This is a genomic window from Chitinophaga sp. GbtcB8 (genome assembly GCF_019091455.1).
Lineage (GTDB): Bacteria > Bacteroidota > Bacteroidia > Chitinophagales > Chitinophagaceae > Chitinophaga.
The window spans coordinates 100,506-115,713 of record NZ_JAGXJN010000017.1; the positions used below are offsets into that span (position 1 = coordinate 100,506).

10 protein-coding genes are annotated in these 15,208 nt (G+C 47.6%); 9 read left to right on the forward strand and 1 reads right to left on the reverse strand.

All coding sequences use genetic code 11. The features are described 5' to 3' along the window. Positions 1 to 27: 27 nt before the first annotated feature. The 8 genes from KVT36_RS16470 (at position 28) to KVT36_RS16505 (ending at position 10,833) form a co-directional block, all read left to right on the forward strand. Complete coding sequence (locus KVT36_RS16470) at positions 28 to 591, forward strand: RNA polymerase sigma factor (RefSeq protein WP_217604568.1); 564 nt, start codon at positions 28 to 30, stop codon at positions 589 to 591. Positions 592 to 660: 69 nt separating this feature from the next. After that, positions 661 to 1,626, forward strand: coding sequence for a FecR family protein (locus KVT36_RS16475; protein WP_217604569.1), 966 nt, complete (start codon positions 661 to 663; stop codon positions 1,624 to 1,626). 163 nt (positions 1,627 to 1,789) lie between these two features. Then, the gene (locus tag KVT36_RS16480; protein ID WP_254640051.1) at positions 1,790 to 5,266 is read left to right on the forward strand and encodes a SusC/RagA family TonB-linked outer membrane protein; all 3,477 of its coding nucleotides are present in this window, start codon (positions 1,790 to 1,792) and stop codon (positions 5,264 to 5,266) included. Between the two features lie 11 nt (positions 5,267 to 5,277). After that, positions 5,278 to 6,819 carry a SusD/RagB family nutrient-binding outer membrane lipoprotein gene (locus KVT36_RS16485; protein WP_217604571.1) on the forward strand — a complete coding sequence of 514 codons (1,542 nt, stop codon included), beginning with the start codon at positions 5,278 to 5,280 and terminating at the stop codon, positions 6,817 to 6,819. 12 nt (positions 6,820 to 6,831) lie between these two features. Continuing rightward, on the forward strand, positions 6,832 to 8,367 hold the full coding sequence (locus tag KVT36_RS16490) for a DUF5689 domain-containing protein (RefSeq protein ID WP_217604572.1): 1,536 nt from the start codon (positions 6,832 to 6,834) through the stop codon (positions 8,365 to 8,367). Between the two features lie 154 nt (positions 8,368 to 8,521). Next, the gene (locus KVT36_RS16495) at positions 8,522 to 9,331 is read left to right on the forward strand and encodes a hypothetical protein (RefSeq protein ID WP_217604573.1); all 810 of its coding nucleotides are present in this window, start codon (positions 8,522 to 8,524) and stop codon (positions 9,329 to 9,331) included. Beyond that, a complete protein-coding gene (locus tag KVT36_RS16500; RefSeq protein WP_217604574.1) occupies positions 9,324 to 10,358 on the forward strand; it encodes a hypothetical protein in 1,035 nt (344 codons plus the stop codon). The genes KVT36_RS16495 and KVT36_RS16500 overlap by 8 nt, the downstream gene beginning before the upstream one ends. Before the next feature lie 28 nt (positions 10,359 to 10,386). Then, entirely contained in the window at positions 10,387 to 10,833 is a 447-nt protein-coding gene (locus KVT36_RS16505) for a hypothetical protein (RefSeq protein ID WP_217604575.1), read from the forward strand. Positions 10,834 to 10,838: 5 nt separating this feature from the next. Here the strand turns inward: KVT36_RS16505 and KVT36_RS16510 are convergent, their stop codons facing one another. Then, complete coding sequence (locus tag KVT36_RS16510) at positions 10,839 to 13,220, reverse strand: glycoside hydrolase family 55 protein (protein WP_217604576.1); 2,382 nt, start codon at positions 13,218 to 13,220, stop codon at positions 10,839 to 10,841. 252 nt (positions 13,221 to 13,472) lie between these two features. On the opposite strand from KVT36_RS16510, the gene KVT36_RS16515 reads away from it, so the two are divergent. Then, positions 13,473 to 14,966 (forward strand): S41 family peptidase, encoded by a 1,494-nt coding sequence (locus KVT36_RS16515; RefSeq protein WP_217604577.1) that lies wholly within the window; start codon positions 13,473 to 13,475, stop codon positions 14,964 to 14,966. Positions 14,967 to 15,208 lie beyond the last annotated feature (242 nt).

A 15,208-nucleotide genomic window follows, 5' to 3' on the forward strand; every position in this document is an offset into this window, starting at 1 on the left:
TGTGCTCCCAATTGCTCATTAGCCAACATGCGTAAACTAACTGATAAGGAATTACTGCAACGTATTCAGCAGGATGATGTATCTGCATTTGAAACGCTGTACCTGCGCCTGTGGGAATCGTTGTTCGTATTTGCCATGAAACGGCTGGGGTCAGAAGATGATGCGGAAGATGTGGCGCAGGAAGTATTTGCCAGTCTCTGGGCCAAACGCCACTCCCTGCAGATCAGGGAAAATTTTGACGCCTACCTTTACTCCGCCGTTAAATATAAAGTGATCAACAAAATAGCAGCCATGCTGCAAAACCCTGAAAAGCTGGAGCTGGTGCGGGAATCCCTGCTGCCCGCTGTGGATAATGCCGCTGAAACATTACAATCCAAAGAATTACAGGCAATTGTTAACCAGGAAGTACAATCCCTGCCGGAAAAAATGCGGGAAGTATACTTATTATATATAGAACAGCACCGCTCCGTGGCCGACATTGCCCGCGTACTTTCCCTCTCTGAACAAACCGTACGCAACCAGCTGGGCCTGGCCAGAACCCGCTTAAAGAAGTCGTTGCAGCACGCTATGCTGTTCACTTTTCTTTGTTAATATTTCCTTAACATTCGGATATGGTTAAAAGATGGTTTTACCGGACATATAGGTAAAGACGCTTTTTTAATGGACATAAACGGGTTTGAACAGGTTGTAGAAAGATATCTGAACGGACAGGCTACCAATGAAGATCTGCTGTTGATAGAACAATGGCTGCAACAAACGGGCAATAAAGAGTATGAGCTAACAGCAGAAAAGAAAAAGATCATTGCCGGGCGCCTGCTGCCGCGGCTAAAAGCCATTACCCAAACCGCAGCACCCGGAGCGCGGAAGCCCTTACACCTGTTCCCCAAACGTTTGGTACGTATTGCAGCCGCCATCCTGGTCCTTATTACTACCGGCACACTGGGCTGGATATTCCGGCAGCCGCTGGCAGACCGTATTGCACCTGTAGCAATGAACACCGTTAAAGCAGGCCCTTACGAAATAAAAAAAGTACAGCTGCCGGATCAGACAATGGTTACGCTGAATACCGGCGCATCTGTCAGCTACCCGGTTGCTTACCGTGGCAAACAGCGGACAGCTACCGTAGAAGGAGAAGCTTTTTTTGAAATAGCAGCAGATAAACACAAACCCTTTATTGTACATACACCCTCGCTGGATGTAACCGTACTGGGAACCTCCTTTGTGGTAAAGGAACAACAACACTTTGTTACCGTAAGCGTAATAACCGGTAAAGTAAAAGTAGCAGCAGCAGAACAATCACTGGCAGCGCTGGAAGCCGGCCGGCAGGTACAGTATAATAAACAATCGCATAAGGCAGCATTGCAGCCCGTAGATATACAGCAGGTAATGGCCTGGACCCGGCATAGTTTTTCTTTCCAGGAAGTGCCGCTGGAACAGGTACTGCAGGCCATTGCACAAAAATGGAATGTAAAGCTGGAACTACCGGGCGTAGCATCCGGGAAGGAGTTCTCCGGCGATTTTAGTAACAACGATAGTTTGGATGATATGATGGCAGCCCTGGCGCTGGCCACCGGCATTCATTGGGAAAAAACAGGAACAGGGATCATCAGGATAACCTATCCCTAAGAAAGCCAGCACCTCCAGGTGAGCAAGTTTAGCAGACGTAATTTTTTCATTGACCGCAATGAACAGGGCATCGCATTTTTAAAAATAAGTGAACGCATTAACAACCAGACAATAAATACTTATGTACCGGACAAAAAAAGTTTTTACAAATTGGGGCAATCGTATGCAGCGCGCCTGCATACTGATGGCAGGTTTGCTTCTATACCTGCTGCCGGCCATGGGTTTTACCCAAACGGCGAAATTAGCAGAGAGAAGAATATCGATTGAGCTGGCAAATGAAGAGCTGACCGCAGCCATACATAAAATTGAGAAAAAGGTCAACGCTCATTTTATGTATGATGCATCTGAATTAAAAAAGCTGGATAAAAAGATCACCGGCACATACCGGAATGAAACCGTGGCTATGGTGCTTTCAAACATCTTATCCGGTACCGGTTTTGGATATGAGCAGCTAAAAGAAAAAATTATTATTCACCGCCTGGCCAATACCCAGGCGGACAACAAAACCACGCAGGCCGGCGCCAACAGGGAAGATATTGTAGTGCGCGGCCGGGTAATTGATGAAAAGGGAGAACCTTTAATAGGTGTGAACATTAAAGCTAAGCACAGCCGCCAGGGAACGGTGAGTGATAAGAATGGTTTTTATACCATTACACTGCCTGCTGATCAGGGTGTGCTGATCTTTTCCTTTGTAGGATACACCAGCCGTGAGATCACCGTGGAAAGAACACAGGTGGTGGACCTTCGGCTGGCGCCTGACTCCAAAGGCCTGAATGAAGTAGTAGTAACCGCTTTGGGAATAAAACGTGAGGAGAAAGCGCTGGGTTATGCCACTACTGTAGTGCAGGGAGAGCAGCTTACTGAAACCCTGCCGGCTAACTGGACAGAGGCGTTGTCCGGAAAAGTAGCGGGCCTTAACCTGGTAAGATCAAATGCAGGACCCACCGGTTCCAATAAAATTATACTGCGTGGCGAGAATAACCTTACCGGCGATAATGAAGCGCTGATAGTAGTGGATGGGGTGGTGATAAACCAGGGCAGCGGCCGCCGTACCGGCGTTGCCGGTGAAAGTCCGTATGGCACGGGCAGCGATAATATGCCGGCAGATTATGGCACTGGTTTGAATGATATTAACCCGGAAGATATAGCGGCTGTTACGGTGCTGAAAGGACCCGGTGCAGCGGCCCTGTACGGGCAGCGCGGCGCCAACGGGGCTATTATTATCACTACAAAATCAGGCAGCAGCAAAAGAAAAGGCTGGGGCGTTACCTTTACCTCCAACGCATCCATGGAGCAGGTGAACCGCTGGCCTGATCTGCAGTATGAATACGGACAAGGGCTGGCCGGTGCGGATTATTATTCCTATGGCGCGTCTGCTGATGGCGCCAGCACCAGCGGCACCAGCTCTGCCTACGGTCCCCGTTTCGATGGGCAACAGTTTTACCAGTATGATCCCGTAACACAGGCGCAGGGTACTACAAAAACACCCTGGGTGCCTTATAAGAACGTAAACAAGTATTTTAATACCGGGCAAACCCTTACCAACACCATCAGCTTAGATGGTGGTACTGATAAAACCACCGCACGTTTTTCCTTTACCAATGTTGCTAACGATTGGATAGTACCCAATACCGGTTATAAACGGAATACCGTTGCATTGTCTGTAAACTCAAAGGTGAATGATAAGCTGCAGATATCGTCCAAGATCAATTACACCAATAAGTGGAGCGATAACCTGCCGGGATCAGGATATGGCAACCAGTCTATTATGTACTGGTATATATTCTGGCAGCCCAATGCCAATATAGACTGGCTGAAGAATTACTGGGCAAATGGCAAGGAAGGGCGCGCCATAAAATATCCTTATAGCTCCTACCCGGAAAACCCCTATGCAATAGCCTATGAGTTTATCAATAGTTCCAACAGGCACGGAGCCACGGGTAATGTGCAGGCAGTGTACAGCATCACCAATGAATTAAGCCTGCTGGTGAGATCATCTGTAGACTTCAGCTATGAAGGGCGCGAGCAGAAACGCCCATATGATGCCGGTACAAAATATCCCCATGGCAGCTATCGCACACAGAATATTTTTTCTATGGAAGCCAGCAGTGATTTCCTGCTGAAATATGCAAAGAAAGTAAATGAGGACTTTGACTTTACCATAACAGCAGGTGGCAGCACACTTACCAATAACTATAACAGGGATGAGGTGCGCGCGGACTCGCTCGTGTATCCCGGGATCTATACCATGGCCAATGCAGCCGGTCCTTTAGTGACCATGCCCTGGAAAAGTAAATACAAGATCAACAGCTTTTACGGCATGATCACTGCCAGTTATAAAGACTTTTTGTTTGCGGACCTGACCGGCCGCCAGGACTGGAACAGTGTGCTGGCTTCCCCGGACCGTACAGACAATGCAGGATTCTTTTACCCTTCTGTTAGCATGAGCTTTATTCCATCTGAAGTATGGAAGCTGCCACGGTTCGTCAACTTTGCAAAGCTGCGGTTCTCTGCATCCAGCGTAGGCAGCGGGCAAACCATACCTTACCGTACCGCCTATACGTATCCTACTGCCGGAAGCCAGTACAACGGTGGATTAGATAACCCTACCACATTGGCTAACCCGGACCTGAGGCCGCTGCGTACCATCACTTATGAAGCCGGCGCGAATGTGAAAATGCTCAATAACCGCCTGGGCTTTGACCTGGCCCTGTATACCGGCAGCACCAAAGACCAGATCCTGGAACGCATTGTAGACCGTGCTTCGGGTTATGCGAAAGAGATCATTAACGTGGGCAAGGTGAATAACAGCGGCATAGAGCTGGCAGTGAACGGTACGCCCTTGGCAATAAAGAATTTTAAATGGAACACCAATATCGTATTCTCCTCTAACCGTAACATCATTAAAGAGCTGGCAGATAGCTCCGTGGTATTACGTACCGGTAACGTTGGCGGCGGCCAGATCGTAGCAAAGCAAGGCGGCACCATGGGCGCGCTGTACGGAAAAGGTTATGTGCGCGCACCGGATGGGCAGATCGTATATGACGCCAATACAGGTTTTGCGCTGCTTTCAGAAGATGTGAAATACCTGGGTAATGTTACCCCCAAATGGAAGCTGGGTTTCAGCAACGATTTCCAGTATAAGCAATTTCATTTAGGCCTGCTGTTCGATGCGCAGTATGGTGCGGTAGCGCATTCACTGATGCATTACAAGATGGTGGAACAGGGTAAGCTGGCAAAAACACTGCCCGGAAGATATAGCGGTATTATAGGCAATGGCGTAATAATGGAAGCTGATGGAAAATACCGCAAGAATGATGTAACGGCAACGGATGTAGATGGTTACTACCGTTCCCACTGGGGCGCGGATAATGCAGAAGGCAGCACCTTCAGCACTGATTTTGTAAAATTCAGGGAAGCCCGCCTGGATTATACCGTGAACTCGCAAATACTCAGGAGACTGGGTTTGCAGAAATTGCTGATAGGGATCTATGGCCGTAACCTCTATACCTGGTCAAAATGGCCCATGTTCGATCCTGAATTTGGTACGCTTAACGGATCTGATATCCTGACTGGTTTTGAGGTGGGGCAGTTCCCATCCACACGCTCCTATGGCATTAACCTGGTTGTTGGACTTTAATTTGAAAAATAATGCAACAGATCATACATAAATTATTGGTGGCTGCAGGCTTGTGCAGCATGCTGCTGGCCGCCTGTACTAAAAATTTCAAAGAGATCAATACTGATCCGAATAATACTACGCAGGCCCTGCCGGAACAGCTGCTGGCGCCGGCGCTGGTAAGCACCTTAACGTACAACATGCGGCGGAACCGTGACTTCAACAATGAGCTGATGCAGGTGACCGTGAACATGAACGAGGCAGAAGGGCAGGTGTTCCGGTATGACTATCGTGATAACACATCCGATTATTTGTATAACGGCTGGTATACGGAGCTTACCAACTTTAAGGATATTTATAAAACCGCCAGCCAGGAGCTGAACTACAATGCATCCTACATGGGCATATCATTGATCTGCCAGTCGTGGATCTATTCTATGCTTACAGATACTTATGGCGATGTGCCTTATTCCCAGGCCAACTCCGGCAGGGACTCCGCTATCCTGGAACCTGCTTTTGACCGGCAGAAAGATATTTACCTGGATATTTTTAAGAAGCTGGACTCTGCCAACTCCCTGCTGAGCGCAGGTACTGCCATTAAGGCTACCAGCGACCCCGTATATAACGGTGATGTGGGCAGGTGGCGCAAGTTTGGCAACTCCCTGTATTTGCGGCTGCTGCTGCGCCTTTCCGGCAAAGCAGAAGTAGCGGAGCAGTGTATTGCAAAAATTAAGGAAATAGCGGAAACCAACACCGGCAAGTACCCGCTGATATCCAGCAATGCGGAATCGGCCATTTTGAAATGGACCGGTGCAGGTCCTTATGTTTCACCTTTTTATGCAAGCGTAAGGGAGCAGGATTTCAGAACGCCTGCCATTGCCAGTTTTTTCATTGATTATCTCTGGGCCTGGGGCGACCCGCGTATTGATATCCCCGTTTATGGCACTGATAATACTTTTAACAGGTGGGGCATTGCTCCCTACTCCGGCTCTTTCCAGGGTGTGGCCAGTGGTTACGCGCCCGGAACCAACCCAATAAAAAAGTGCTATTTCTATTCCTATACCTCTGCTGTTTCTTTACAAACCGATCCCCTTACCGGTATGATGCTGAATTATGCCGAAGTGCAGTTTATACTGGCAGAAGCAGCTGCAAAAGGATGGATAGGCGGTGCTGCAGGCACTTATTACAATAACGGTGCATTGAACAGTATCCGGCTCTGGCTGCCCAACTGGCCGGATACCGTTAAAACAACTATTCACAACATTGATGAGTACCTGGCAGCAGCAGATATTCAGTGGGACGAAGGCGCTTCGCTGAATGATAAGATGGAAAAGATACACCTGCAAAAATATTATGCGCTGTTCCTGGCCGACCTGGAGCAATGGTTTGAGTACCGCCGCACCGGCCACCCGGTATTGCCCAAAGGAACGGGTTTGAAAAATGGCGGGGTAATGCCGGCACGGATGAACTACCCGGTGTATGTGCAATCTACCAATCCCACCAATTATAAACAGGCTGTGGCCGTGCAGGGCCCTGATGAAATATCCACCCAGGTATGGTGGCAAAAACCTTAAAAAAATAATACAATGCAAAAGAAGATATTCATATATGCCTTCCTGTTAGTAGCAGTTGTTTTTTCAGGGGGATGCAAAAAAGATAATTATCCGGGTGGGCAGATCAGCCCCTATATTGCCATATTTGACGTGAGGAACCTGTATAAGGGACAGGATGTAAGCCTTACTACAAACAACATGTCCGGCTCTGACTACATTACCGGCGTGGTGGTATCAGACCATTCCGGCGGTAACCTGCCGGCCGGGCTGCTGGTAGTGCAGGACAACCGCCGTTTATCAAAGCTGAGAGGTATTGCTATTCCTTTGGGCGATGCTGCTGCTGATTTTGTACCGGGCGATTCTGTTGTTATTAAAGCAACGGGCGGTGTGCTGAAAAGAGTGGATGGTATTTTGCAGATCACCGGTATTACAAAAGACAAGGTTAACAGGGTGGCTGCCGGAAGTATGATCCTTGCCAACCAGATCTCCACCAGCACTATACTGGCTAATCCCGATGAGTATGAAAGCAGCTTATCTGTAATTGTAAAAGGTGGTTTTGATCCCCTGCCGGCCCCCGGTGATGTATTGGCGGGTGATAAGATCCTGAACGATGGATTCGGCAATATTACGCTGCATACAGAAGCCACTGCTGCTTTTGCCGATACGACAGCGCCGGTGCTCGCCAATTTTTACGGGATTATTTTCAATACAGCCGGGAAAGATGGTGCGCTGGTACCCCAGCTCCGTATGCGCAAAGCCAGTGATGTGGTAGTGCTGAGCTCCACCATCACCATTGCGCCGGTGCTGATAACCGGTTTTATGAGCGATGTGGTGAAAGGCAGCAAGGCAGATGGTAATTATGAGTATATACAGCTAATGGCTACGCGGGATATTGATTTTTCAGTAACACCATTTTCTGTAGTAACCACTAACAATGCCAATGCCTCTACCCCAACAGGTTATCCTGCCAAGGGATGGGCTACCGGGGGATTACGCACTTATAAATTTAACCTTACATCCGGCAAAGCGGCTAAAGGCACTTTCTTTTATGTAGGTGGCACGGCAAAAATGATCAATGGTGAAGTATCAACCGATATAAGCGCTGCCAACTGGATAAGCCCCTATAATTACGCTACCAACGCCGGGGCAGATTTTGGTACTAAAACCACCAATTTACTGGCCAATAGCGGGAATGCTTTTGGAATGGCGGTGTTTGAAGGCACCACGGTAACGGTTGATTCCATACCGGTAGATGTGATCTTTATATCTACCGGTGGTAGCTTGTATACAGCCGGCCCGCCTGCCCAGGGTTACCGTATCACCAATACAGACTGGTATGATGTAAAGAACCCTGTTTCGCTGAAGGACCAGCCGTTCTACAGGAGCGGTTCCAATACCCTTGCCCTTACCTATAATACCTCCGACGTGGGTATTTTTAATATGCTGGGCGGGGAATACCGCCCGTCTTTGGGAAGATGGACAACCGCCAGAAGCCAGCATAACATTACACTTACTAAAACATCTGCGCTGGCTGAGATTGAAGCAGAAGGATCTACCAAGCTGAAATGATGACTATCCTGTTATTATAAAAAAAGAGTGTTGCAACCGGTGCAACGCTCTTTTTTTGTGATCGGCAGTTAGGACTGCCGCGGTATTTGCTTAGGAAGCATGTGGCAGAACTCCACTTATTTTCCTTAGCTTTGGTTAGTTATTTAGCCCCAACATGAATAAGAAAGCAACCCCATGGATCTTTTTGACCTTGCTCGGTTTATCTATCGTATTCCTGTTCATTTTAGTGCTGTCAAATTACAGGTCCAGGTTTGAGGTACCGGTAACTACTTTCTTCTTCCTGCTTGTGATCTGTGACCTGGCTGCTACTTATTTACTTACCAAAGCGCTTAGGAGCGCGGCTTCCTATTCCGGCACTGTAATGAAGGGCAACCTTAAATTAACCGGGCCTGCAGTGGTGTTCTTTCTGATCCTGCTGATTGGTTACCGATTCAGGCCGGTTGAAAAAAGCCCGCTTTTTAATATGGCTATTTATGTAGCTGCGCCGGCTGATGATCCAAACACCGTGGAAGGAACCATCAGCATCCTTGCTAATAACGATGTTATAAGCGCTGCTATTGATAAGAACGGGAAGGCCATGTTCCCTAACCTGAACCGGGATTACCTGGGCGATTCCCTGCACATTACCTCCAGGATCGAAGGATATAAGATCTCCAAAAATAATGATACGCTGCTGCCCCTGCCCGGCGCAAGGGGCATACAGCTTAAGCTGCTGCCGGCAATAGATTCAATATTGTATGTGGGATATGTTTTAAAGGGTAACAATTTACCGGTGGCTAATGCAACGGTAAAATTTTCTGACTACCTGAAAAATGTGCAAACAGATGAAGAAGGCATGTTCCATGTTTACCTGCGTGCAAAACCCGGAGAGCGGGCAGATGTTATGGTTTTCAAGGATCAGGTAATGCGCTATTCAGATAAGATCTATTTGGGAAAGAATATCAAAATTGTTATTAATGATTAGCCGGCTGACCTGGATAATGGCCGCGCTGCTGTTTTGCAGTTTGCATGCCTTTTCCCAGGCAAAAGAATATGGTTTTCAGTTTGAAGTGCTGCTAAGCGGCAGTAAAACAAAAGCTGCTGCTAACATCATCTTTTTGTTTAACGGCAGCCGCCAATCCACCAACACGCAGGGAATGGCCTACATTACGCTGGACAACCGCAAAACTCTACCTATCAATATACGCCCGGTAGATGAACGGGAATACACCATTGTTGGTAATGAAACTATTTACCTGCCACCCAGTGCTGACATTATAACCACTATTACTATTGTGCGCTCATCCCAGAAGGAAGCAGCAGCCGCAGAAGAAATAACCAAATTATACCGGCAGCAGAACATGGACCGGAAGGAGATGGATAGCATCAGGCGTGTAGACCAGGCCATGTATACTCAAATGCTCAGCAAGCAGGACACCATTCTGAAAACCGTGATGAAAAATTTTAAGGTAACGGAAACCGAGCTGCGTTCTGCACGCGAGCTAATGGAGGGCAGGGACAAATACTTTGGTATTATATCCGGGAATCTGGAAGGTTACCTGAACGAAGCTAAGGATGTAAGAGATGCCTTTCAGAACCTGGTGATGTACTCACTGGAAAATCCCAAATCATTCAAATTGCTGGATTCTACTATAGAAGTATATAATCAATACTACAACCAGCTTAATAATACGAACGCCGAATGTGAAAAGGCCGTGCAGGACTACTGGAAAAGTTATGAGCTGGCTATGAGCTATCATAACCTGGTTGATTTTTCCATTAACAATATACACAGGGCCAGCATTATACCGCTGAATGCTTCCCTGATCAGGAAAATAAACGTTTACCTGAATGAGCCATCCAAAAAAAAGCGGAACACCTTAAAACAGGAGCTGACCCTGGAATTAAACAGCATTCTGCCTGTTTTTGATAATAACATCGGGATCCTGGACGTAAAAATTAAGGGCTTTATTACCAACCTTAGAGCAAAGAGAGATTTTCAGGGAGAATGATTGAATATTTAACCGCTAAATCTTTTTTATGAAAAGCATCTCCTCTGTACTTTCAGCAGCAGCGCTATTTTTGACTGTTTCCTGCGGCGATTCCCTGGGTGACCTGGGAAGCCTGGTAGGCAACTATGTACACAATTTTTCCAATCAATGGGAAGTAATAAAAGGCAAACCCACCGGGCTTTTTTTCTTTAATGTTTCTAATGTAGACAGCACCAAAGGAACCGGCAACCTGGATATCAATGAAAATACGCCGGGAGAAACATTCCTGCTGAAAGGAACCTTTGATAATCTGAAAGTAAGCATCCATTACCTTACAGATGATGAGCGTAAAGCTATTGATGGTGTAGATTCCAATGGCGCGCTGGCCGGCACTGCTTATAGCGGCTTGCTGGATACCTTACGCAAGCCGGTGATATTACGCATGGTGAACACCGCTGACGGTACGGATTCCCTGGTGCTTAAACAGGGATTCTAAAGCCATTACTGGTTATTGTTATTCTCCGGGGCAGCAGGTTTCTTCACCGGCGAAGCGCCATCTTCCATGATCATATAGCTGGCCTGTTTAAGCCCCTGGTTGGCATTTACCCGTTTTTCAACATTCCCATAATGGTTGTTGCGGATGAGCACATTGGAAGTATTGGTACCTACACCGCCCAGTGTGATGGCCTCTTTGGCTGTATTAATGCTGTTATCTTCTATAATAACATCCGTAACGGAATTAGGGTCTTTACCGGTAGAGGTGATGATGCAGCTGTAATCATATAAGCGGTTGCGCCGTACCAGCGCTCCTATGTTTAAACCGGCGCCACCGGAGCCAATGAGGTTAATGCTCTGGTAACCGGAATGCTGATCACCGGTGCCGTACCAGTGGCTGTAATTGCCCTCCCGCAGCTCACACTCTACCACATCATTATACCAGCTGGGCTGCTTGCCATGGTACAGCAAAGAGCCACGGCATACAATACCATCGCTCCTGCGCATTTTTAAACCGGCTATTACACAGTTCTGGGCAGAGCCGTATAACTGGTACGCCCCTCCGTCAGTAACCTCATTATTTACAAAGTATAAATTTTGCCGTACGGTGGTAATGCTGATAACGGAGCTGGCATCAGGCGCTACCAGGAAGGGCTGATCCAGCTGAATAACATCGGCCGTATGGCCCGTAATGCGCCTGAACTGCCCCGCACCCCTGCCTTCAATAATAAATACGCCGCCGCCATTCCATTTATTGGCCGGTGCCTGAATGGTATTACTGCCGCCCGGCAGGTTAATGGTATTGCCGTTTGCGCTGGCTACCGGGCCTGCATAGGCGCCACCGCCACCATCCAGGGTCATTACCTCACGGTCATTGGTATAATCAAAGGGCGTAATGTTCCTTGCTTCATACAGGTCGCGGCTTTCCAAGATCGTAGCGCCGTAAGCGTAACCGTCTGCCTGTTTATAACAATCTTCAAATATTAATCCTTTGGACTGGATGGTCATGTAAGGCTGGTTAATGCCGGTATTATTCCTTGTGAACCGGCAATGCTGTATAAAGCCGGTACCGGCAACGGTGTACATACCGCTGGCATTAAAATCGCAGTTACGTACTTTCAGGTTGTTGCCGCGTATTACAATACCGGTTTTGTTCCAGCGGCTGTTTAGCTCTGCATCCACAGAATCGCGGCTGGCTTTTGTGCGGTACATTTTGCTGCTCATTTGCGCGCTTTGCCTTACTACCAGGTTTTCCAGCAGCACATTTCCCATTTCCTCCACAGGACCGTTCTGTATAATAATGCCCCAGGCCCTGGTGGCCCATATATTCAGGTCTTTTATGGCAAAGTGATGGGTGCCGCTGATCAGGCTATTGGGTAATTTATTATAGTCCCAGCCCAGGGAGTTCCAGAACAGCTGCGTTACAGCGGCGGATTCGCCTTTCAGCATGGTGAAGGGCGGCAGCTGCAATTCAGCAGTTAGCATATACCGCCCGTGCGGTACATACACGGTGCCGCCGCCTTGCTGCTTGGCTGCATCCAGGGCGGACTGGAAGGCGCTGGTTTCGTTATTCACGCCATCGCCTTTGGCGCCATAGTCTTTTACGTTAAAGGTTTTTTTATCCCATTTATTGGGGGAGGGGTTCACTACGTTTACCTGTAAAGGCTCGCTCCACGCGGTTTTACCTCCCTGGCCGTTATGATAGTATAAATAATAAGCGCCGGGGCTTATGCTGCCGGGAATGTTCACGCTTACAGAAAAATCGTCAAAAGCATTTGCAACTTTAGCTCTTACCTGCTTGTTTTCTTTTGAGATCAATACTACCTGTCCGCTGAGGCCCTTTCTGAGCAGGTTTTTACCCTGCACACGTAAGTAGCTGCCGGCAGTTACATTCAGGCCTTCTTCGCTGATCACCCATTTCACCTGGGGAGCATTCACATAAAAATCCGTAACCTGGTTGCCGGCATCTGTGAGCTTTACGCTATATACACCCTCTTTCCAGGTGGCCGGTATTACGAATTTGAGGGATTGGCTGTTTTGCAGCAGCTTATCTGCCGGTTGATATTTATTTTCAGCTACATCTTTTGTCCTGCGGTCCGTACCGCCATGGTCCAGCGCATCATCTTCCCGGGGAAGAGGCATATAAGCCGGCAAAATATTGTCCACATTATCATCGGTGAGGCGGGCCACCTGCACCTGTGTAACCTTGTCCAGGTCTTCTCCCCGTACCAGTACGGCATCACCCGGCAGCGTTTCTGCAGTGGTTACCTGGAAAAGCTTTGGTGAATTGCTGCTGCCATTCTTAGCGTTTTGCGCCTGTGCGGCAAAAGTAAGCAGCGTACAAGCGGCAATTACTGCGAGCTTGCGATATGGTTTTAATGCTGGCATATGCTGGTCCCCGTTTTTAATGAAATGGTCCTAAAGGCCGGAGCGTTATTTAAGCAACCTAATATCAGGCCAAATAACCACCGGCTGCCAAAAATTAACGATCCCAAAATAAGATAATTGCCTGGTGCAAGTTTCCGGGCACTATTTTAATACTATTTTAAGAAAATTCCCTTTAGGCGCAGGGTAATAAAGATTTTTTATTTTATACAGTTATGATCTATTTTAGATGGATATACCTTGAATCCAATACCCATGAACAAAGGAGCTGCCCGGATCTTCAGCATTATACTTTCTATAACAACAGTGGTTTCAGCAAGCAGCTGCGCGCCAACAACCGCCCAAAAAGCAAAGCAGGATAATGCCGGTAGCGCCGCGCCGCAGCTGACTGTAAAAAGTATGCGGGATGATCTTTTTATACTTTGGTCAGCTATTAAAGAGATGCATCCTGCCTACGGCATTTATACACCCACAGATAGTTTGCAGCAGGTGTATGATGAAACGCTGGTTTCCATTAACGCGCCGCTTTCTGAAACGGATTTCATGAGCAGGGTATATCCTTTACTGAGCCGGCTGCGCTGCGGACATACACAGCTAAGGCATTCCGCCGGTTTTAAAGGAATAAATGAGCCCCGCCTGCCTTTTGAAGTGCTGGTACGGCAGCACCGCGCCTGGATCACCACGCATAAAACACCTGTTTTAAATACCGGCGATGAATTATTAACGCTGAATGGTGTACCTGTGGCTGATATTATCAGCCATGGCGCAGACCTGTATGCGGGCGACGGGTATAATGAAACCTTTAAGGAATTATTTTTAAGTGAGTTCGATGGGTTTGAAGATGCCTGCAACCATTATTACCATTGGCAGCCCCCTTACCAGGTATCGCTGCGTACCAAACAGGGACAGGTAAAAAATTTTCAGCTGGATACTGCGGTAACAGCAGGGTTAGTAGAGCCGGAAGCAGTAGCAGATACCAGCTGGATAACAGCTACCGGCACGGATTACCTGCAGCTCCGGTTCCTGAAGAACAAACCCACCGCATGGTTCCAGGCTGCTACTTATCAATATAACGATACGGTTATTTATAAAACGGTCTTTAAACAGATCCATGAAAAAGGGATCCAAAACCTGGTGCTGGATCTCCGGCACAATACGGGCGGCGATCTGAGGATTGCAGCTAAATTAGTGTCGTATCTGGCAGATGGGCCCTATCACATGATCAGCAATGTGCAGGCCAGGATCCCTAACCCTGCCATTAATCATTTTGAGCAATACTTTGATACTTCCCGTACTGAAAGTTTTAACCAGGGCTTTAAACCCGGGAAAAAAGAAGGCGCTTTTTATCATATTGATTTTACACCGGCATTTGGCGATATGCTGGGCGTGCTACCGCTGGATGCTGCTGGCCATTTTAATGGCTGCCTGTTTGTGCTGATTGATGGCGCTACCTTTTCTGCAGGTGCGCATACGGCAACAGCAATAAAGGCCCAGTGCAAAAATGCAGTATTCATAGGCCGCGAAACAGCTGGCGCCAGTGATGGCTGCAGTGGCGGTACAGTGCAGCATTTAACGCTGCCCAATACCGGGATAACAGTTGAATTTCCATGGATGCGGCTTTTGTCCGTTGATAAACATGCCACCTTTGGCCGCGGTGTGCTGCCGGATTATGACGTGGAGTACGAAGCGCAGGATGTAGTGGAAAAAAAGGACCGGGATATGGAAAAGGTGATGGGATTGATGAAGTAACTGATCTGCCGGGTAGCAGGTAACGTTACAAGTAGCCATGGTAAAGAAAATTTTTATGAGTCAGGTTAATTCAAGGAACTAATTTTTAATACAAACTGGTTTGATTTTTTGATAGATAAGCCCATAATGTTATCCAGTTGACAAATTTGATAACGCATGAGACCCTTTAGTAATAAGGATTTGCAGGGCAGCAGCACCTTTTTTCAGGTAATTTTTTTTTAACTTACAGTAGTAATTTTTAA